Below are 22,254 nucleotides of genomic sequence, written 5' to 3' on the forward strand. Positions count from 1 at the left end.
GCCCCGGAATCGGTTGCGGGCGAACTGGTTCGGGGGGTATTGGTACCGCGCCACGTCGTATCCGGCACGACGGACACCGGCTGATTCGACCCGGTATTGCGGATCTGTTGCCCGCTGTCCTGGTCCTGGTCGTGGAGTGCGTCGCCGACCTCGCTGACGCCCTTGCTCAACCCGTGCAGATTCTCGACCAGGTTCTGGTATCCCTCGAGCCCCTTCTGCGCCTGCGGCTCATAGGCATCGCCGACCATTCGCCCCGGCTCGTCATCACCCCATGGCTTGCCCTCGCGAGCCAGGACCTCCTTCAGGTCGGTCAGATCTTGGCGCGCGGATTCGGCAACTGCGGCGAGTTCGGTGACGAGCGCATGGACGCGGTCAGGATCGATATGCAACGACTGGCCCATAACCCGGTCCCCCTTCAACCCTCACCAGCGAAACCGAGGAGGCGATTGCCTGGCGAAGAATCTTACTGCGGCCGCACCATGACTTCTCATTGTTGGGAATAGGTGCGGGCTACTCGTCGCGCCGCTCCGGCTCACGCAGGCTCGGGGCCCCGAGCACCAGATCGGGCAGGTCGGGCATGGCGTGGATGGCCGCGGCAACCGGGGCCAGCATTTGTGCGGTCTGCTCCCGCACCCGCCGGGCCGCCTCGCGCCCGGCCTCGGTGACCGATCGGCCCAACTGTTCGGCGGTACTATGCGCGGCATCCGCGGTGAACCGCACGTCGACGAGGACGCCGAATCTGTCGACGGTTACCTCCACCAAACCATCCGCCGAGGTCCGACCGAGCGGCGACGAAGGCCGCGGCGATCGTCGCCCAGCGCGCCCACATCTGCGGGAACGGGGGAATTCGTATTCCGCCAGTGTCGCCCACAACTGGCCGGATCGATTTGCGCGCGCCTGGGCAGCTGCCTGTTGCGGTGTGCGACGTTGGCGGTCGTTATGGCCGATGTAAGCGCCCATCCACACCGGAACCTGGGCACGCGGATACGCCTCGAGGTCGGCGCGATACGCCTCCGGAGCGAACAGTTGTCCGGGCGGGAACGGCTGTTCGCCATAGTCGTAGTCAAACCGCGAGCGGCAGCGCGTTCGCGTGGGCTCATGGCCGGCGGGACGAGCGCGCCCGCCCGCACCAGACACCTGAGAGCGGCCTTCATTGGGCAGGTGATGGCGCGGCATGTTATGTGCTGCTGCATGATTCGGTGTGACTCGGCGACCGTGAGTGGATGGTCGGGGTGGGCGTGGTCCGGGGTGATGCTGCTGGGCATGGCGCGGGCCCAGGTTTGCGATCTATCAATACTCGCTGGCCGGATTGGCGCCACCGACGCCGGAGCCGATGCACGCCGCGGAGGCGATCTCCCGTGTGCGCGATTACATCACCGGGCGCGGCCTGGACACCACGGGATATCCGCTCGAACAGTTGGTCGCCGAACGATTCCGCGTCGGTTGGATGGTGCATGTGCCCGTACCCACCGGGATGGTCGCGACCGATCGGGCGATCTTCTATATCGGCGACGACAGTGTGCTGGAGCAGTCGTCGTCGTCCATCGATCCGCCGGTCTATATCGCCGACTTCGAACGCCGATACGCCGAACGCCACGGCTGAGAACCGAAGAGGAAGTCATGGACCGTTGGGAACGAGAAGGGCTGCGCTCGGCCAACTTCGGGATACGCAATCAGGTCGAGAACATTCTCGACGCACTCGCCGAGCAGCGCGCCAACCGGGCCGAGGTCCAGCGAAAGTTGGACACCGCACGGAGTTCCGCGACCGACCTCGTCCAGGCACGCGAACGCCTCCCGAAACTCACAAAACTCTGGGATGCCGTCCGCCACGACTTCTGGACCGAAGCCATTCCCGCACACCGACCTTCGCGCACATCCGAGACGCGGAAGCGAGCCTGATGCCGATCAGGACACGCGATTCAGTGTCGCCGCAGCCAGTCGTCGAGTTCGAGTTGGTGCAGGCGACCACCGCGTCCCCACGGTCCCGGCCCGAATTCGACCTCGACCGCAGAGACGATGGAATCCATTGCGCGGTATTCCGGGGCAGAGTTCATTCGCATCACCTCCGTGCCGACGGTCGATGCCCGGACGGTGTCCATCGAGGGCCAGAAACGGTACGGCCAGAAGGTGAACACCCCTGGGGTTCCGTCCGCACCCAGCTGTCCGGTCGCAACCGCCACATGTGCGAATCCGTTCAAGAACACCAAGTCGCCGCGCTGTGGTTGCGGACCGTTGGGCTCGAGATAGCTGTGTGATCCGGATGGTGCGAGCGACAAGTCATGCGTTCCGTGCGGCGCTAGGGCCATCATGGCCACCCGCCCGTGCTGTTCGGCGTCCTCCTCCGCGATCTCCGAATTGTCCAACCAGGTCGGCCCCGTACCACCGACGGGCATACCGATCTGGTCGTTCCACCATTCGAATCTGATGTAGTTCCGCAGATAGTCACGATCGAGGACACCGCTCAGGACGCCGCCGTACAGCGGAAGTTTGATGCAGTTCAGAACATTCGCGACATTGATCGGCGGGGGCGCGGACGGCGCCGTCGAGATCGCCCACCGATCGAACTGATGAAAGCGCAGTGGGAGTTTCGCGGTCGCCCAGATCGCTTGCTTACCGACGAGTTGGGTCTCGATGGCATCGGCCACTATCGATCCGGCCTGCGCGGGGTCGAGCTCATCGGGCCGCGCGATGAGAGGCTGGGGCTGTATCGGCCCGGTCGGTGTATCGGGACGAATCGGCATACCAGCAGCGCTGAACTTGGCCGCTGCCTGTTCCAATTCCGCGATCAGAACCACCTGTCCTTCGAACCCCAAATCGGCTGTCGCCGCCAGGAATTCCCGAACCTTGTCCGCATCCTCGAGATGCTCTCGGTACTCCCCGGAGACCACCGCCTCGGCATCGAACGGCAACGATGCCGTCTTCTCCCGCAACGTATTCCACGTCTGCTCCCGAACCCGATTCGCCACCTGCCGCAATTGCTGCACTAGCCACTGCGGATCAGCCGGAGATCCCTGTGGTTTGGTCGGCGTAGCCGCGATGGCCGTTTCCGGCTGACGGGGTTGGTCGTTCGCGGGTGGTTGGCCGGGTGGGGGGAATGCGTGCCCCTCGGGGTTGGGGCCGATAGCGTTGACTACCGGGTTGAGGTGTCCAGGGGCGAGTCGCCTGCGGTGTTTCGGGGCGGGGAGGTCGAGTACTGCGGGGTCTATGGCGCCGTCGAAGCGCAGTTCTGGTCCTTGGGGTCGCCGAGTCCTGGCATACCTGCGGTGCGGGGAGTGCTGGTGGTGGCTCGTGGGCTGGCTTCTGTTCGGTGTTCGGCCGGGGCCGTCGCGTCCGGTTGGTCGCCGGGAACGCTTGGCATCTGTTGTGCGACTGGGTGATCCACGTTCGAGATGCCCGTCGTCTCGGGGAGCCGCGCCCCCGTAGCGTGATTCGCCTCGGGTGCCGTGGGTGTGTGCGTTGGCGACGATCCGATCAGATTATCGATGAACGGCACAGCGGCCTCGGGCAGTTCTTCGACGTAGTTGAAACCGTGGTGGAGCAACTCCGCCCTTAGCGCAGCAGAATCCGAAGGCGCTGGATGACCTTCCGCTACATCCTGTTCGAGCAGTTGCTGGAACTGCCGCGCCGTCAGATCGTTGTCGTTGTTGGGCGCCGCTTCGGTTTTCGCGAGCTGCTCGGTCTCGGTGGGTGGTTGCGCCGTGGTTTCTGTCGGTGCGCCCGCGGCAGCAGCAGGCTCATGGGCGGAGGGCGGTTGCAGCGTTGCGGCGCGCGGCCCGGATGTTCCGGGTGTATCAGGGGCGGGCTTGTCGGCGATCCCGGGTCCTGGCCCAGGTCGGCCCCCCGGGCCGAAGAACATTGCTTGAACGCCAGGCAGTTGCGACGTTTCGGCACGGGGAACGTGGTTGGCCCGCAGCACGCCTTCGCCCGGATTACGCAGCTCGATCCGTTCACCGCCGTCCGCGGTCATGCGACGGACCAGCAGGCAGACGCGGTCGTCCCCGTCCTGCGACGGCTCGACTACGAGGGCGATCGCACCGTCACCGCGCCGATCGCCCAGGGCGTCCAATGACTGTGCCCAGGTCCGGAACTCGGCGATGAGTTCGACAATGCCCGGGAAATCTTGTATTCGGCCACCGGTTCCGGCTGCCAGGGCATCAGCCGTCCTGCCCTCGGAGCGCGGCATGAGTATCTCGACGTCGTCGCGGCCGGTGATATCGCGAAAATCCTGCAAGAGCAGCAACACATTTCGGCCGTCCGGGTCACTTGCGGCCTGTAAACGAGCCCATCGTGCCAAGGTCTCGGCAGGCGAGGATCCATCACGCGTCACCGTCAGCCAATGCAAGATCCGCCCCGGGTAGGTCAGCGGGAGCGATGATTCGACCGCACCGGACCTGGCGCCTTCCGGCAGGCCCTCGATCGGGCTGAGCGTTCCGGTCGACGGCCTGCCGTACATGAATGCGTAGGCGGGCAGCCACGCCATCCATGCGTCGACCCCGACACCAGCCGGTATCAGCCCTTCACGGGCGAACAGCTCGAAGGCCTCCTGCAGCATGGCCGGTGCCATGTCATGCAGCACCCAGTTGCTATTGCCAGCGACCACGTGCAGGAATTCGTGATGGACCGTCTGGTAAACCATGTCCTCGGTCGATTGCGCAAAGAAGCGGTCCGCTTGGCGGCGCTCCCAGAGTTGCGCTATCGCCGGATCGGTGAACATCGCCCTGTTGATCAAGATCGTCGTGTAGTGATCGATCGCATCGTCTGTCGTGGTTCCGAAGGATTCGGTCAGGCCGAATTCGGCGGTGATGTCGTCGAACCGTATGTGCCGCAGACCGAATCGACCGCCGTATTCTGCGACTCGGTCGCGTACTGCGCGGTCGGCGGCTACGACAGCCGCTACCGGGACGGCCTCATCTCGCCAACCCGACATCCGAATGTGGAGATCGTCTTCCAGCTTTCGGGCAATACGAGCCTTGGCCTCGAGATCTCCGTACGGCGGTGGCTCGGGCACGACGTCGTCGGCATCGGCGGACCGCGGCTCGTCGAACCGGGCCCAAACCTCACCCCATTGCTCGACATTCGATGCGGTGGCGGTGGCGAGCGGCGCCCGCACCTCGGGTCCGATCTGCGCATGGCTGTACAGCGGTGCATGCCAGGTGAAGACTTCGCGATTGGGATCGCGTTCGGGACGGTACTGATGTACCTCGAACGACACGTGCAGCGATCGGGCATCCGCCGCCGAGGACATCCGCAGCGTCAGTCTCGCGGTCATCTCGTACAGGGCCAACTGTACGGTGGACTCCGAGACCCCGGCTCGTTGTAAGGAACTGGTGTAGTCGGTCATGTATCGCACGGCGTTGAGCCCGGCATTGCGGACCAGCGCGGTCGCCGCCTCGATCTGACCAGGATCGCGCCAGCCTCGCTCGCGCATCATGTCACCGACGGCGGTGGCTACCGCCTCCACGTCTTCCTCGGTCTGGAGGCCATCGGATGCGAAGAACGGATGGAAATCGAGGGTCAGGTCCGGATCGACATATCCCGAATCCGCCGGCAGATTCCGCACCGCCGCCACGGCGATCTCATCCGGAAAGTCACCGAAGGGCACGTCTGCGTAGGTCGAACCGTTGCTCGGCGCGTCCGAAGATGATGTCGAGGAGTAGTACACGGTCGCATCGTCTTCGGCGTCGTGATCTTCCTCGGGTTCTGGTTCGACAGATGCTCCGGCGATGGGGGTGGGATCTGAGGCCGGGGGCTGGTCGGAAGCATCCGGCGTGGCCGGGGATGTGTGTTGCGCAACCGCCGGCTTCGGCGCGGGCTGCTTACCAGGTACCCCACCGCCGCCATCGGCGTTGAGTTCGGCGAGGTTGTCCACCCATTTGTGCCTCGGTCCCGGCTTGCGGCCACGATCCCAGGCTTTGCCACCGCCGTCGAAGGGCTGATCAGGGTCGGGGAGTTCTCCGACCCCGATCATGCCTGTGGGTCGGGCGGGCCGAGGCGGCGACTCCACGAATGAATCCGGGTGTTGCTGCGGCTCGGCGGCTGGTTCCGCAGATGCCACTGCCCGTGTCTCGGCGTCACCGAGCAATAGTGTGGCAAGTCGCTGGATGGCCTTGTAGAAGGTATTTCTGTGGTCCGGCCCGAGTACCCGCGCGACCTCACGCATCGGTTGGTTCCGAATCAGCCGCAGCTCGATCACCGTCTGCTGCTTTTCGCCGAGTTCAGCAAAGGAATGGTTGAATGCCGTTCGATTGTGGGACAAGGCATTCTCGACCACCCGCAACGGTTCGTTACCCGCGTCCGCTTCCAGCAATTGAGCGAGGCGGAGAAAAGCGGCCCGTTGCATCATCTTGACCGCGCCTACGTTGCTGCCCAGCGCCTCCGCAGTGGTCTTGAGGCTCTCCTCCCGCCGGAATCGGTGATCGAGGCAGGCCCGCTGTGCCTCGGTGAGCTCATCGATGCAGGCTTCTAACGCGGGCCGATCGTTGTCCAAAGCTTCCCGCACGATCGGCGGCAGCCGGTCGAGAATGAGGCTGCGGGTCAACGCCGTCGCGATTTCGGCGGCGGGCACCTCATGGACCACCGGCGGCTCGGCTGGGCGCGGTTTCTTCGCCGTAGCGGGCGGATCGTCGTCACCGATGATGTTTCTTTGCTTGGCCACCACGACAAGCTCCGCCCGATCGCCACGGGTATCGAGCTTGCCCCGGATGCGTTCGATGTGGGAGTACACGGCGCGGGTGACTATTTCGTGAGCTTCCGCGATCTCAGCGGTTGTCCAGCCCGCGGCGACCATACGGAGGATTTCGGTCTCGACTTCGGTCAGCTCCCCTTGCGCCGGAGTACGGTCCCGGTGCGGCCCCGGCGCTTCGGTCGGGTCTGAAGCTGTTGTGGGAGCGCGTGTTTCGGCCCCGTCAGTGGACTCTTCACGAACCGACTGCGGCGAAGTGGGTAGCTGTGCGCGGATGCCTCCTGCGGCCGCAACCCCGACAGCAAATTCGCAGGCCGCACCCCAGACCACGCGGGGCGGAATCGGCCCGACCGATTTCACGCCGGCCGCAGCCATCGCGAATCGAACAATACGACCTCTGCGATCAGATGTAAGGGCGTTGAGGCAGCGTCGGACGTCCGAGGTGGACGCTTCGGCCCAGACCCGGATCAGTGGATCGGACTCCGCCAGACCGGCGCCCTGGATGACGAGATTCTGGATCGGCTGCCAGATCGCGGCAGCCTGGCGATGCTGTCCCACAACGCTTCCGGCGACGATCGTAACGACCCATTCCTCGATCCCCATGTCGTTCTTGATCTGGGAGAACCGCTTGATCGCAGTCGCACATATTTCATCGGTGATCTCCTGCGCCGATGAGAGCCCGACGGCCCGATCAGCCAGCTGGAACACCTGCGCGCCGAACTGTTCACGAATGAGGTCGACCGCCTCTTCCGGATGGCCTTGCGCGACATGTTCTTCGACCAACTGCCTGAGTTGCTCCGCTGTGACGTCGCCGGTTGCGGACTGGTCGTCTCCATGGTGCGCGGTCCCGGCCTCGTTCGGAGCAGGGCCGGTGTCCGTTTCCTGCGCCGCCGCAACGACCGGTCCGTCGATCGTCACCCCTGGCGGGACGGTCGCCGAAGGCGATGAGGTGGATTCGGTTTCGGACGCGCTCTCGACAACCGTCGTCGGACTCGGCGGTTCCGATTCCGGGCCTGACTCGGACGGGGCGCTGGACGGTTCCGGAGGTGCTGGCGCGACATCGTCTCGAATTGGGCTGTCCGTGGGTTGCGGGTCGGGTTTCCCGCCGCCCCGCGCGCCGCCGCCGCCGTCGTTGTGGAACGGTGCGAGGCCGGGCACCTGCCTGTTGCGCGGCAGTCCCAGCTTTACGTCTCCCCAGGGGTCTTCTCCGACGTTCCCGTACCCGATCAGGCGGTGCCGGACGGGGGCGAGGGGACTCGGGTCGGTGGGCTGGAAGGCATCGACGCCGGATGTCGCCGCGCCGCCTTGCGGCTTGCCCGGCTGGTCGGGTGCGCTGGCAGGTGGTCCCGGGTTCGGACCTACCGGCGCATCTCCTTCGTCGGGCAACCGGTAGCCGTACACCCGCAACCGGCCGTTGTCGACGAACGCGCGGGTGACGATCACGCGACTGTCGCGACCGATGGCGATTCCCTTCGCCGCGGTTCGCAGCGCCGGAGTTCCTTCTGGAGCACGTACATGCGCCAGGTTGGAGCCTTGCAGTCGAGGGGACGTGGTGCAGCCGATCTCGCCAGACCAATAGCCCGGCACAGTGTGCGTCGCGCCGCGCATGCTGCTGGGATTCGCAATGTCGACCTCGTCCAGCTCGATGGGCAAGGTCAGCCAGGCGGCATCGCCAAGACGGCAGGAGTCCATGTCCGCGTCGATGCGAATGATGTGCCCACGAGCCGGATCGCCGGGTGCCCGCTCGTCTGGCGGTGTGCTCACGTACCGGTTGACAGATGCGATCGTGTCCGCTGGCAGCGCAGCGAGCTTCGAATGATTCTGGGCGAACTGTGCGGCCGCCTCCGCATCGGGGATGGTGCCCTCGGACAGTTCGTCCTTCGCGATCCGCCGTTTCTCCGCGACCGGGAGCGCGTCGAACTCCTCGGCCGACATCAATGAGCGGTAACGGAATTCGTGCGAGGTAGTCGAAACGCTCTGTTCGCTGATGGGTGATTCGGTGACGCGCAGACACTCGTCGGTGGCAGTGACGAGTGCGTCCAGCACCATGAAGTTATCGGCAACCCCGATCGCGAGCTCTGTTTCCGGTGCCGATTCCGCGCTCGCGCGTCGGCGGTCCCACAGCTCGAGCTGGAATTGCTCCACTCGCCTTCTGGTGAACGGCTCGAGCGCCGCACCGCCGAGTTGTGTCAGCTGCGCGCGCAGTTCGTCGCATTGCCGGCGCAGTTGTTCCAATCTCGGTCGATCCTGCGTCAACTGATGGACGGATGGCAGGCGCTCGTCTGTGGCCGTTTCCGAGGCGTGCCCGCTGGCTGCTTGCGTGGCACGGGTGTTCGTCTCGGTGGCGGTATCCAACCCGGCGTGTTCCGCAATCGCGGTGGCCAGGGTCCGGATGGCGGTCCGTAGCGCGAGGTCTTTTATTTCGGCGTAGGTCGGTCGTTGTGGTTTCGTCGGCGTGCCGGGTTGTGTCGGCCGCAGCTGTCGGATCTTCTTCCGCTGGTCGGGGCGCAGTGCTGTGTCGATCTGGTCGTCGATGGTTTTTCTGTCCGCCGCTGCGAGCGCCCGGCTGGTGGGTCCATGCTCGTCGATATCGGTTGGGGCGACGAACAATGCCCAGATCCGCTGGCGGAATTGGAGGAACTGGCGATGCTCGCCCATCAGGAGTCGGGCCTGGTGAACAACCCACTCCTCGACACTGCGCTCGCCGATCTTCGTGATGCGCACGACCGCATTCGCACATGCTTGACCGGTGATGTCGCGCGCTGCCCGGTCGTCGTCGATGTTGGTGAATATCCATTGGAACACCTTGGTGGCGAATGGTTGTTCCTGGATCAGGCGGACCGCTTCCTCTGGATATCCCTGCACGACAAGCTGTTTCACCTGCTGACGCAACTGTTCCGGTGGCAGGTCACCGTCCTCGCCGGTTAGCTGCGGGTCGCTTTCCTCGCCACTAGGAGGTGCGAGTGCTGCGGGGGCCTCGGGTGTTTCGGGTCGCGGGCCGGGTTGGCCGCCGCTGGTCCCGCCGTTGTCATCTGCGTCGAGTTGCGCGGGGTGGTTTTCTACCAGCGGTGTGCGTGTCGAGGTGACCGGCGGGGTAGGCGGTGGTTGCCCGCCGCCAGGGGGCGCCGCGTGCGGTTGCGGGCTCCGTGCGCCGTCGTTGTTCTGCGGTGCGTCGCCGGGCTCGGCGCCTGTCGCATTCGGTCGGTTGTGGTTGGGCTTTCCTCGGGCCGCGCCTCCGCCGTCGTGGTGGAACACACCGAGTTGGGCTGCCTGCTTGCGTGGGTGTTCGAAGTTGAATTCTCCTCCGTCCCAGGGGGCGTCGTTGTTGCCCATGCCGATCAGCGGGCTGCGCCGTGGGTTTTGCCGCGGCTCAGGAAGATTGGGGGTGGGGTCGTTGCGGTGGGTGCTGTCTTCGGGTTCGTCGGCTCGGGACTCGGGTGCTGCGGGACCGGATGTGGCCGGCAGTTGTCCTGGGCCGAGTTTGCGCCGCGTGCCAGTCGATCTGAGGTCGGGATCCAGCCGGCTCTTGCCGAAGTTGTACTCCTCCTCGACCCGTATCGCTCTGCCACGGAAACGATTCATCAGAGCGTCGTCGATCATGGCGTGGAGGTTGTTGAAGTCGGGGTTGTCCAGCTCGGGGTTGAGGTAGATGATCCAGGCGTGGGGGCCGGTGTCGGTATAATCGCGGTAATCGATGTGGACATACACCGTGGTCGAGTTGTAGGTGATAGGGATCAGGTCCGGAGTTGCGGACTTTTTCCGCAGGTCCAGGTGACTCGGCCCGAGAGCCTCATCTGCCCGCAACACAAGGCAATTCGAGCCGTCTGCGACAGTTCCGGCGGTCACCACGCCACCCAACGAACGGTTTTCGCCGTAGACCCCTTCGAGTTGTCGCACGACGATGGTGCCCGAAATCAGGCCGCTATCCGACTCACCGGCTCGAGCCCGTGCCTGCTCGGGTTCGGTCGGCGGCGCTGGTCGCGGGTTAGTTGGCTGTGTGGGCCGGCGATCGTTGCGCGGTGTGTCCCCAACCTCTGCCGGGGCCGTGTGGTCGAGTTGATGCGGGCCCCACTCCTGACCGTTCTCGTCGTTGTGGAACGCCACCGCGCCAGGGAAGAGTCCGGCAAAACCGTCTGCGCGTCGCGGGCGACGTTTTGGCGCGGGGAGATCGAGGGCGGCGCGCGGATCGAAGTCGTGGAAGGGGATCGCTGCGTCGGGTGGCGGGCCTGCGACTCCAGGAGCGCCGCCGGTCGGGTGGTGAGGTGTGCGGCGGTCGGCTGTGTTGCCGTCTTCGGCCGGCGTCGCCTGTTCCGGACGCAATTCGGTGGTGACTTGCTGGACCTCGTGGTCGAAGCGGGCCTGCCATTCTTCGTCGGACTCGCCGTTCGGGTCTGGGTAGTGCAACCCCTGCTTCAGATCCGCAAGCCGTTGGGACAGATCGTCCAGGTATTTTTCGATACCTTCCGGCGACGCGTCGCCGAGTTGGTCGGCGCTGACCTGATTCAGCTGTGCGTGTAGGTGCAGCTTGACGATTCGGTCGAGGGTGTCGACATGATCGAGAATCTCGGGAACTTGTTCGAGCAGCCACTGATCGTTGGCGTAGCGTTGCCGCACGCGCGCTATTTCACTGCGCCACTCCTGCGGGGTCCGTGGGTCGGGCTGGTGGGGAATGCCGAGTCTGGGCGCCAAGTCGTCGCGGAGCTGTTCCAGGATCCGCAGGCCATCGGCGGGATCGGCGCTCGTTGGTACGCTGTCGTCCTTGGCGTGTTTCACGATCGCGGTGAAGATTTCCAACACGTCAAGGTACCAGGACGGTCGGTTCAACCGCCTGTATTCGGATTCCAGTTCGCGCAGTCGCGGCCAGATCTCGGCAAGCTCGGCACGCGAATATTCGTGTACGCCACCTACGTCGATTGCATCGAGATGGCCTGCGAACCCTATGGACACCTGTGGCGTCGTGTAGGCGTTGCTGTTATCGATAGCCACTACTTTGAAGCCGTCCTTGCGCCGCCAATTGGACCCTTCGTGACGGTCGTTTGGTCGAATCAGCTTGTCGCTCAACCCCAGACGCCGCGCGCCCGGAGTGAGGAACAAGTCACGCCACCCATCCCGCCCGTACGACTGGGGCAGCTCATCCGCGTCCTCGCCCGGCACGAACCCCATGAGGAAGACCAGCCCGCGGCGCAGCACCGGGGGTGCCCACGCCCCGGTAGCGTGGTGGGTGAACGCCCCGAGTTCCTCGGCATCCGCCTGAACCTCATCTCGGACAACCTTCTCGATCGCCCGAAAGTCGTTCTCATAAACGATCTTATCCACCGACTCCGACATTGTGGCGTCACCGAGATCGTCTTTGATGCGGTCACGGCTACGTACACCGGACTCCTCCGCCTCGGCCACCTTTTCGGCGAAGGTCCGCTCGTCGACGAGATCGTTCATCCACCAGATGTAGTCCTCGTCGGTGTAATACCGCACGTCCGGCTCCGGTCCGGCGTGTGCGCCGGAGACCGCCTCGACGCTCAGCCGACCGTCCTCGTCGATCAGCACCTGCCGATACTCGATCGGCAGGCCCGCATGAGCCGCCCACTCCCGTAGATTCGGCAGCACCTGATCCAGCAGCCGCTGCTGGCCGCGCAACGGTGAGGCGACCACGACGCGCTCACCCGGAACCAATCCCACCCAGGCGGCTTTGGGGTGTGGGGTCGCGCCCGCAGCCGCGACCACCGTCGGGGCGGCCAATACCGCCAAAGCGGCGCGCACTTCGCGCAGATGTTGGTGGGCGGCTTCGAGGTGCGGCCTCAGCTTTGGTGCGCGCTCGGTGGCCGAGCGTACTGGCTCCTCGCCGGCCAGTACGCGCGCCGCCGCCGCATCGAAGACGAGCCTGCGCAGCACCGTGTCGAGCAGAGTCTTCTGGCGGGCCTTCAGATCCCAGATCATCCGCGTGATCTCGGCTTCGTCCTTCCGGTGCAGATCCGTGGTATCCACGCCGAGATGCTGTATCGGGCGCAGCATCTCGAACGCCATGTCCGCCACATCTTTCTCAGTGGACTGAAGCGCGCGACTGATCGGCGGGGTCGGTGCATCCGCCGCCGGCTCAGCCGGCGCGTTCTCTTCGGTCGGACGCGGTGTGTTGTCTGGTCTTCGGGGCGGTTGGTCGTTCCATTCCCGGCCGTGCGGGTCGCCGGGGTGATTGTGGAAGAGGAGGAAGGGGTTGCCCATCACTCCGTCGCCGGGAGCCTGTTGCCGGTGTTGTTTGCGGACGGCAGGGAGGCCGAGTGCTGCGCGGTCGGCGGTGAAATCGAAGTGCGGCTGCCGGCCCGGGGGTGGTCCGTCGGCTGCGGGTCCGGTGCTTGCAGGGGCGGTCGCGCCTGTATCGGTGGGCGAGGCAGCTGCCGCTGGCGTGGTCGCCGTGCGATCGCCCGTTTCCGGTGCTGCCGGCGCCGGCGTGTCGGTCCTCGGCCCGTGGCGATCCGGAACCACGGGCTCAGGTGCCGCGGTGGTGGATCGGCGATCGCTCCATGGTGTCGGCGACGGCATCCTGTTGTGCGTCTTGGCCTCGAGAATGCTTGCGGCCGAATTATTTTCGCCGGGTAGCTGCTCGGGTTGCGCGGCAGGCGGCGGAGCCGGAACAGAACTCGGAGCAATGCCGGTCCACGGCGTACGCATCACGGTGGTCGGTTGGTCTGTGGTCGTGGTCCGGTCCGTGTCTGGCTGCTGTGGGATCGCTGCGGTTGCGATCAGGACGCCATCGCGTGCGTTCCACCTGCCCTCGACAAATTCCACCGGTGGACCGAAGAAGGTCAGGCCGTCGGTGCGCACGCACGCCTGGTAGGTGCGCGCGGCCAGATCGATGGTGACGCTGATGCGGCTAGCTGGTATTTCCTCGGGGAGCAGCGCGTCAAGGGCTTCTTCGACGGCGTCTTTGATGGCCCGGAACAGCGGCTGCAAATGGACGCCGTCGTGCGCCAGGTCATCGCCGCCGACAGTCTGCAGCCAAGCCCACTCATCGGCGTCGAGGAACCCTGGCTGTTCGGGCGCACCGCGTCCCCACCTCTCACGCGGCTCGTTGTCCCCGGCACCGAAACCGAGCGCTCGGTAATCCTCCGCGTGGGCGACCATGCTCGCGGCAAGATTCGGTGGTGTCCACGGGGGAGTAATGGCGCCGACCACTCCGTCGGGCCAGGGCAGCGGTTGGTCGGGCCGGACGTTGGTCTCGAATCCGGGCGCCGCGGCCGCGGATACTCCGAGACGTCCCAGGGCGAGGCGGCCGCACATGAATCCCGGGTCGTCCCCGAGCGATAGAACGCGACTCTCGCCGAGCATCTCGTATAGGACCACCTTGGGGGGCAGTAGCAATTCGATCATCGATTCGTCGAATTCGAGCCACGTCCCCTTGCCTGCTTCGAGTTGCACGACGCCTGCGTTGTGTGCCTTTCGGGCAGCCGTGAACTCTTCCACCGCAGGCGATTCAGGATTGTTGTCGATCACCTCGACGACAAGCGCACGCGTGCCGTGCTGTCCGCCTATGGTCCGCGCGGCGACCCGAACCTCGCTGGTACTCTCTGCGATCGAACGGCGGACCAGCTCCACCACACCGGACCGCACCATCTCGATCTGCTCATCGCTGCGCCATATCTTTCGACGCAACCACTCGGCCATCTCGTCACCGGCGACCATCGCCGCGTGCGCGGCTTCAGCGGCGGTGAGCCGCGGTCCGCGCACACCACGGGGGCCCACCGCAAACTCGAACGGTAGGACGGCGGGACGTCGCCCTGGGTACACGGCCATGGCGTTTTCGGGCAGGCCCGGTTCGAAGAGCTGGTCGATCCACGCTGTGTTGTCCGTGCCCACGTCGTCCGGACCCACCCGGACAAGCCAGATCTGACTGCTGGTGCCATTGTGTGCGGGCAACCTCAGCCCGACTCGGCTCACCAGAGTGTCCGGATCGAACGCCAACAGCGGCACATCGAACCCGCCATCAATGGTTGTGTCGGCCCTGCGCTCCGCCTCCACCAGACAGTCCCACAGGCGGGTCGCATACTGCAATTGCTGACGCTGTGCCGCACTGAGATCCTCGTCCGGTAGCGAGCCGAGTTCCTGCACAAGCTGCGTCAAGGTCCGTTCGTTCGCCTCGTTCGTCACCTCCACCGGATATTGATCCCGAGAACCTATTTCACGCGGATACGCCTTGATCAGCAACGCCTGCTCGGACGGACTCAAGCGATACCACCAGTTTTGGATCACCCAGGATGCCGAGCGCTGCTCGCGGTGATCGTTGGGACGCGTCAGCCATGCGGACGCCACGCCTCGCGCTGCCTCGGGCAACGCTTGTTCCGCCAGTTCGAGCTCGGCCTGCGAAGGCATTTCCACCGGAGGCGGTCGATGTGGACGGCCCCACTCCCGACCATCGCGGTCGTGGTGGAAGGCCACCGCGCCGTCGGGCAATCCAGCCGCGCCGTTGAACGGCCGGGGCTGTTTGCCAGCGGGGCGATCGAGCGCTTCGGCCGGATCGAAGTTGTTGTTGAAGGCGAGTTCCGGGCCAGGGGGCTGGGCGGTGCGGTTCCCGCCGCCAGGTTTGTGTGCTGGGGCGTTTTCCGGCAGTGTCGGATCGGCCTCGGGTTTGGCGGCCGCCCCTGACTGCCTCGAATCTGGTTCAGCCGCAACGGTTCTCGTTTTATCGCCAACAATGGCACCATGCGGAGGCCACGGTGGTGGAACCGAATTGTCGAAGGTTTTCAACCAGGGGATTCCGAGCGCGTCCAGATCGTCATAGAGCCGCTCGTTCAACGGAGGTCGATGGAAAACGACCAGGGTGATCTCGGAAACCGTGAGACCGCCGTGAATCTGTGCATTGACAAGGGCGTTGCGGCGGAATCGTTCCCCGGCATAATCGCGGCCGATGCCTTCGAGACCGAAATAGCCGAACTCGGCGTGGCCGCTCGGTGTGGCGCCGAAGGACTGGGGCTTCGGATCGGTGGCGGGGCTCGGAATGACCTTCGTGAACGTTGGGCTGCCGATACACACCGTCGTTCTCTCGGCAACTGGCGCTCCGACGACAATGTCCACCGAGCCGTACTCGCCAACTGTCTGCAGAAGGGCCTCGAGATGCCAGTCGCCCTGACTGGTACGAATGCGCGCATGGATCGGCCGCAATTCCGCCGGGTGATCGGATCCGAGTCCGTATAGCTCCCGCTCGAGCTTTGCCCTTTCCGCCACCGGCATCTGCGCCCGGAAACTTCTCGCGGCGACTTCGAAGAGGTTCTTGAATCTGCCGTCCGCGAGAATCTTCTCGAGGGTTTCGGCTTTGACCCGAATCACGATTTCGCCGTTGGACACTACTTGCTTCAGCTCTTCGGTCATCACCACGTCGAGCCGTTCGTGCGTGACCCCCAATTCCGCCGCCAACGCCGCAGCGCGTCGCGAGTCGCCGACATAGCGCTCCGCGTACGCCCGGTCTCCCTCGTCCGCGATGAGCCGCTCCGCCTCGGCCCGCAATTCCTGCGCCTGCGGATCGCCAGTCTGCTCGGCATCGAGAATTCGTTGAAACAGCGCTACTACATCATCACGCGGCGGACCGGGGAACTCCGGAGCCCCGGTGGCGACGGGCCGCTGGGCGCCGGGCGCAACGGCTGCCTTGTGTCTTGCGGAACCGTTTGTGGCCGAATCATTTTCGGGAGGCGGGTTCGGCTTCCACGGACCGGGATTGACCGGGCCGAAGTTGTTGAGCACCCAGGGTGCGTCGCCCCTGCGTCGATCGACGAATCCGTGGTCGACGGCAGGGTCGACATCATGGTGGAATTGCAGTTTCGGGCCGACGGCGCTGCCAGGACCGGATCCGCCACCGGTAGCTGTCTTGCGACCGGTGTCGCCGGGAGCCGGCGATCCGCCGGAGCTAGTTGCGCCGGAATCGTCTTCGACGGTGTCGGCGGTGGTCGGCCCCTGCGCGGTGATCGGTGCCACTCCCAGCGGTGTCGCCAACCGCTCTTTAAGTTCCTGCACGATGGGTTCCGTCTGGGCGGGGGCACCGCCGAGATCGAGGTCCAGCGGATTCTGCAGTGGGCCAAGGACTTTGCCGTTTTTGCGCGGGGCCTCCAGCTCTGGCGCGTGCGGGTAAAGATTGGTGAGGTTGTCTTCGTCGTCGGTGGTGAGGAAGGCGACGAAGGCCTCTTTGATGTCGGGGTAGGCCTCTGTCCACTCGAGGAGGGTGCGGACGCGGGGGATGCGGTCGGGATCGTTGGGGTCGGTGTGGGGGTCGTCGGGGTTGGTGATGTTGGTGTCGAAGATGACGATGTTGCCGCCGGGTTTGTTGTCGGTGTTGGTGACGGTCAAGGAGTGCATCTTCTTGCCGTCGTCGAGGAGGAGGACTGCGGTGTCGGCTCCGTCCGCGAGATTTCGGACGTCGTCTATGGTCTTGGCGACGGGGTCCTCGGTGCCGGGGTCGAATTGAATTTTGACGAGCTGAGTTGCGATTGCTCTCCGGAGGTGTTCCGGGCTCTTTTGTCTTTTCTTTGGTTCGATTCCCGTGTTGAGGCCGAGGGCCCAGGTTGCTTGGGACGTTTGGTTTATGCAGTCCAGCAGCCTCCGAGCTTTGAATAGTCGCCGGTACAGGGACCAGCCCGCGATGGTGCCGAATGTCAAGGCGATGAATCCGCCGGTAGTTTGGTGTCCCAGTAGCGCTATTGCGCCGCCGGCGACCCCCGGACCCAGCGCGTACGTGCCTCTGGTCGTCAAGGCGGTGATGGAATCTACTCGCGCGCGCACTTCGGATGGGGTTGTCTTGTTCAAGTAGGTCCAGACGGGCATCCCAGCCGAACTGAGGACTGTCCATGTGGCGCCGAATAGGGCCGAGACTATCCAAGGGTTGGTGGTGGTTGCCTGGAGTATCGCGGGCCCGGCCATAGCGGCCAATCTGACCGTGAGCAGCTCGTCGATGCTGGCCTTCTTTACCGACTTCTTGAATGCCCAGATCCCGAGCACGCCTCCGAGCGGGGTGAGTGTCAGCGCTGTTCCCTGCTGCCAGCCCGGAAGACCGGAGTTGGTGATCAGCGACGTGAACTGCAGTGTCTGCATTCCCAAGTAGAAATTGGCGAGACCTAGGTTGAGGTTGGCACGTCCCCTCAGTGGAAGATTTTTGCTGGCACGCCAGCCCTCTGCGATCGACTCGCGCACGCCGACCTCAGGCTTCTTTGATTCATCCGGTTTCGGTGCGGTCGAGGACGCCGGCAACTGTGACAATGTCGCCAGATTCACAAGGCTCGTAATGACGTCGATGACAGGAGCCGGCCATGCGCCGGCTTTCAGCGCTATGGGCCCGAACAAGGTTCCCAGAACACGGGTGGCGTGCGTTTTGAGGGTGGAGAAGCGCTGCAGTCCGTCTTGCGCGTCCCCCATACCGACCATTTCGGTGAGCATTTTGCCGATGGCGCTGCTGTAGAGGACGGAAGTAGACGCTGCGACGAATGTTGTTCCGATGAGTATGGGGACGGAGTACGACGTTCCGGATGCAAGGACGGGAATTGCGGTTATTCCTGCTGCCGCTGCGACGGCTTGGCTGCCCATCAGCAATTTCTTGGGTGGGGTGTTGTCGGCCAGATGACCCGCGAACAGTGCGCCGCCGATGTGCGGCAACTCGATGGCCAATCCGACGGCGCCTGCCAGTCCTGGTCCCCCTTCGACCATAAAGTACATGGACGTCATCGTGGACATGATCGCGCCGCCGGCATCGTTGAAGAACTCGGCGCCGAGGCGTATGCCGACATTAGGGTCGGTGCGAACCAGGTGTAGTAGTGATTCGCTATCGATAGGTTGCTTTTGCGCGGCGGGATGACTTTCGGGGGAGGCAGGCGCGGAACTGGCCGTGCCCGTGGTCTTGGCGCGGTTCTTGCCGAGGATCCATCGCAGGAAGTCGGATCTCCTCGAATCGGGCGAACCTTCGGTGGCCGGGGCCGAAACTGGCGTCGGGTTGGTCTGGGCGTCGGGAACCTTCGATTCGTCCGGGTTTTCGGGGGTGGGTGGTTGGTTGTCGGGGAGGTTGTGGAAGAAGACGCCGCCGTATTGGAAGGGGACGAGGCGGTGTTGTTTTCTGGGTGCGGGTTTGTTGTCCATGGCTGTGTCGAGTCCTGCCATGGCGGCTCGATGTTCGGCCAGGACGTTGTCGACGATCTCGAACAGTCGCTCGGTGGCGGCTTCGGTATCGGTAGGTAGTTGTTCTTCCGCGGCGCGGGCCTGGACTCTGGCAGCAAGGTTTCGCGCAATCAGCGGGTTGCCGATGGCCGCCATCAGCCGGTGGTAGACCTGGCTGTTTTCCTCAGGTGCTGCGGGCTGGTCGGACACCTCGGCGGAATCGCCGGAATCTGTTGCGGTGTACGCTGATTCGGTTTCCGTGGTGCTGATGCTCGTCGGCTCGTCGAGCACTTCGTCGTTGGACGCGCGGTCCTGGTCTTGGGCAGAAGCGATCGCCTCGAGCATGTCGACGGGTGCGCCCTGCTCGACCGGTGGTTTGGGTGTGTGGTTCGCCACCCTCGTGCTGCCTGACGGACCTGCCGCCGCATCGGTGTCGGGCACCGACGGGCTGTCGCTGCCCGGGAACCCGCTCGGCAGCTCGTTCGCATCGTCGCCCGCGTGGTGCTCGGACGTTGCACTGGTCTGCGCCGAATCCGGTTCTTCCGTGTCGGTTCTCGCACCGTCCGCCGTCTCGGTCGACGTTGCGGCGTCTTGTGTGCGCGTCTCTTGGCCCAACGTATCCGGCAGCCCACTGGCAGAGGATGCGGCCTGTGCGGCGGGACCGTGCTTGCTGATGTCACGAACCAGCTGCCGCTGTTGGTGCGGATCGAGCTCGACAGCGCCGCTTCCGACCGCTTGCGCCGCGGCGTCCGATGCGTGCTCGAATACCTGGTCCGCGAATTGATCCTGCAGCGGAGCCGAGGTTGCGGCGTCGGGTATCGACGGCTGATGGCTCGCCGTGCCATCGTCGGTCGTTTGCGGTGCCGTCGGTTCTGTCGATGCAGCGGCAGATGGCGTGTCGGCAGGGTGCGTTGCGGTGCCGTCGGGTTCGGGCTTCCTTGCGCCCGATTGGCGCCCGCGGCGTCCATGGGGACCCGTTGGGTCGCTCGTTCGGTCGTGGTGATAACGCACAGAGTCGAATTCGCCAGGGCTGGTGAATTGTTGATGCGGCGTGTCTGCGTGGTGGTGTCGAGGGCCGGGACCAGCTGGGCGTCGACGTGTGGGGCCGGGGGTGCCACCAGCAGCTGGTCCGTCTCCGGGCTGTCGTGGCGTGCCTTGGTCTGGCGTAGCAGTGGGATCGGTGTCCGTCTCGGTGTATGCCGATCGGAGGCTTTCGCTGGCCTCCTCAACCAGGTTCCGAGCCTGTTGCGGCCCTATGTCCAATTCTGTGCACATCTCGGCAAGCGAGATTTCTTCTATCAGGTAATTCAGCACAACGCGGCGCTCGTGGTCCGTTAGATTCGGCAGAGCTTCTCGAACCTTCGGCATGTTCGAAAACGTTTCGTCCGTCGACGATGCTGCGGCGGCTTTGGGTACAGCCGCGTCTGCTGCGGGCGGATCCGCGTCCGCGTCCTCGTCTGAGAAGGTATCGTGTTCGTCGGAGGTCGGCAGCTCCAAAAACAAGGGCTTTTTCTGGGGGATCCGCTGCTTTGCCTCTTCGACTTTGTCGAGTCCGAGTCCGAGAGCCTGACTTATTTCGACAGCATTGGGTGCCGTCCCGGAGATTTTGATACGTTTCTTGATGTATGTATCGACGGCGACAATCCGTTCACGCTCCTTTTTGCCGAAGTTCGGGTACAAATTGTTGTAGTACGTGAGCTTCATGGCCCAACGAGCATCCGACAGAGCCGCACGAATGAAACTTCCGGGCGGCACGAATGTTCTAGTGGCGGCACCGATTGCTTCGATGGCGTAATTAACTAGGTCTCCGCGCTCCGTTCCCGGAACCGTCCAATACGTAACTGCTGCGTCTGCGATCCATGTGTACTTTTCCAGAATCCGACTTCTGATGCTGCGCTCCTCAGGAGAACCCGGTCGGGTCGCTATCAGACTCCAGAGCAGTCGATTGTCCTCGTCGTCTCCCGATGACACATCCTTGCGAGCATAGAATTGCTGCAATGCTTTCACCAGCGTGTCATTTGTGAAAGTCTCACCAGGAAGTGGCACGTCAGCATCTTGGAGAATGTCGCGGAGTTCGCGAAGGGCTACAACAGATGGACTGGTCCTGACCTCCCTTCGGTTGACTGTGTTCTTAGTTACTCCGATCAGAGCTGCGAATTCCGCCGTGGTCATTCCGTAATACAGCCGAATTGCCGTCAGCCAATCGTTTACAGTTTTATAGGAGGCCGCATCGGGGATTGTTTCACCCGATGGATCCATCCGATAGCGATATCCCCATGCCTCGGCTAAATCGTTCCAGGTGCCAATCGCCCGGTCCTGCAGCGCATCACGGTAGATTCGCAACATGGGAAGCTCATCAAGCTCTCGGCCATTCTTATAGCGGCCTACATTCAATCTGGTCAGTCCGAAAGATCGTGCTGCGTCCGCATCCTTGACATTGTTTAATCGAAGGAAATATCGCAGGTATTCGCCGAAAGATTCGACTGTGCGTAGGCCTGGAAATATCAGGTCCTTCCTCGGCAGGTATGTAAAGCATTCGGCGAGTTCGTCATACGATGCATTGTGCGTAAACGGTGCGACTTCGCTGATGGTCTCGACCGAAGATTGAGGAGGCCAGGTGGTTCCTAGTTCCCAGTTTATTACCGTGCTCCGAGATTTACCTACGGAAACTGCCAGTTCCTCCTCCGATAGGTCGGATTCGGTCCGTAGCGAGCGAATATACTTCCCGATATCGGAGTAGCCCTCGGGGTAGGCGGCCACTCCGTGCTCTGTCAATAGTTCCGGATAATAGGAAGCTACGTCCAGGTACATTCTCCGGGCGTGCGGAACGCGACGTAAGAGCGCCCGGACCTGCTCGGTCTCCAAATCTGGGCCGCCCTGTTCGACCGCCTCCCAGGTTCCTTGCGGCGCATCGATCAACTCGTCGATGCGCCCCGGTGCCAGGCCGAGATAGCGGCGCATCTCGGACAGCCACGTCGGCTTGCCGCCATCCCCGGGCCATGGAAGCTGCCCTATCAACTCTGCCGTATGGTCGCTCGCGACGAGCCCCGCCCGTGCGAGCCATCGCTGCACCTGCCCGATTTCCAGGTGGTGCATCTCGACATATTCCGCAAGGCTCTGTAGCGGCAGCCCCGACTGATCCGCCCGCCGCCCCCGATACCACTCGAGAAAGCGCAGTTCTTCCGAAGACTGGCGCGGGCGTTCCTGAGGCTGCTCGGTTTCAGCGGGCGGAGTCGATCCGTCGGACGAGTCAGCGTGCGGTGCGGTGGGCACGGCGCCGGTGGGAACACCCGGTTCCGGAGGCGACGGTGGGGTCGGGGTGTGGGAACCAGAGTCGTCGTTATCCGGGGCGGCGCTCGGGATGCCGAGACCTGATGCGGCACCGGGTGGCTGATGCAGTTCGAACCAGGTGGATTTGCCGGTGCCGTTGTCTTGCACGACGGTTCCGTGGT

Annotated in this window: 7 protein-coding genes and 1 pseudogene; 3 read left to right on the forward strand and 5 right to left on the reverse strand. The window is 64.2% G+C overall.

Features of this window, described 5'->3' with window-relative positions; translation table 11 throughout:
* On the reverse strand, positions 1 to 401 hold a 401-nt coding region (locus ACZ60G_RS43190), incomplete at its 3' end, for a WXG100 family type VII secretion target (protein WP_465818098.1).
* Between the two features lie 109 nt (positions 402 to 510).
* Positions 511 to 759: a hypothetical protein gene (locus tag ACZ60G_RS43195; RefSeq protein ID WP_465818100.1), complete on the reverse strand. Its 249-nt coding sequence runs from the start codon at positions 757 to 759 to the stop codon at positions 511 to 513.
* 550 nt (positions 760 to 1,309) lie between these two features.
* On the opposite strand from ACZ60G_RS43195, the gene ACZ60G_RS43200 reads away from it, so the two are divergent.
* Both ACZ60G_RS43200 and ACZ60G_RS43205 read left to right on the forward strand, forming a co-directional pair.
* Positions 1,310 to 1,603 (forward strand): hypothetical protein, encoded by a 294-nt coding sequence (locus ACZ60G_RS43200; protein WP_465818102.1) that lies wholly within the window; start codon positions 1,310 to 1,312, stop codon positions 1,601 to 1,603.
* 17 nt (positions 1,604 to 1,620) lie between these two features.
* Positions 1,621 to 1,899 carry a hypothetical protein gene (locus tag ACZ60G_RS43205; protein ID WP_465818103.1) on the forward strand — a complete coding sequence of 93 codons (279 nt, stop codon included), beginning with the start codon at positions 1,621 to 1,623 and terminating at the stop codon, positions 1,897 to 1,899.
* Between the two features lie 20 nt (positions 1,900 to 1,919).
* Here the strand turns inward: ACZ60G_RS43205 and ACZ60G_RS43210 are convergent, their stop codons facing one another.
* The gene (locus tag ACZ60G_RS43210; protein ID WP_465818105.1) at positions 1,920 to 2,966 is read right to left on the reverse strand and encodes a hypothetical protein; all 1,047 of its coding nucleotides are present in this window, start codon (positions 2,964 to 2,966) and stop codon (positions 1,920 to 1,922) included.
* A 236-nt stretch (positions 2,967 to 3,202) separates the two neighbouring features.
* Positions 3,203 to 19,198, reverse strand: a complete 15,996-nt coding sequence (locus ACZ60G_RS43215; protein ID WP_465818107.1) for a LuxR C-terminal-related transcriptional regulator — start codon at positions 19,196 to 19,198, stop codon at positions 3,203 to 3,205.
* Between the two features lie 1,074 nt (positions 19,199 to 20,272).
* Here ACZ60G_RS43215 and ACZ60G_RS43220 point away from each other — a divergent pair.
* Entirely contained in the window at positions 20,273 to 20,605 is a 333-nt protein-coding gene (locus ACZ60G_RS43220) for a hypothetical protein (protein WP_465818109.1), read from the forward strand.
* 786 nt (positions 20,606 to 21,391) lie between these two features.
* Here ACZ60G_RS43220 and ACZ60G_RS43225 read toward each other — a convergent pair.
* Positions 21,392 to 21,898 (reverse strand): annotated as a pseudogene (locus ACZ60G_RS43225) (helix-turn-helix transcriptional regulator); the annotation flags it as partial.
* Between the last annotated feature and the right edge of the window lie 356 nt (positions 21,899 to 22,254).

Source organism: Nocardia sp. NPDC102475, from assembly GCF_055584605.1.

Bases quoted from the DNA above. Each gene is read 5' to 3' on its own strand.
- ACZ60G_RS43205 (WP_465818103.1), top strand. From the start codon at position 1,621: ATGGACCGTTGGGAACGAGAAGGGCTGCGCTCGGCCAACTTCGGGATA.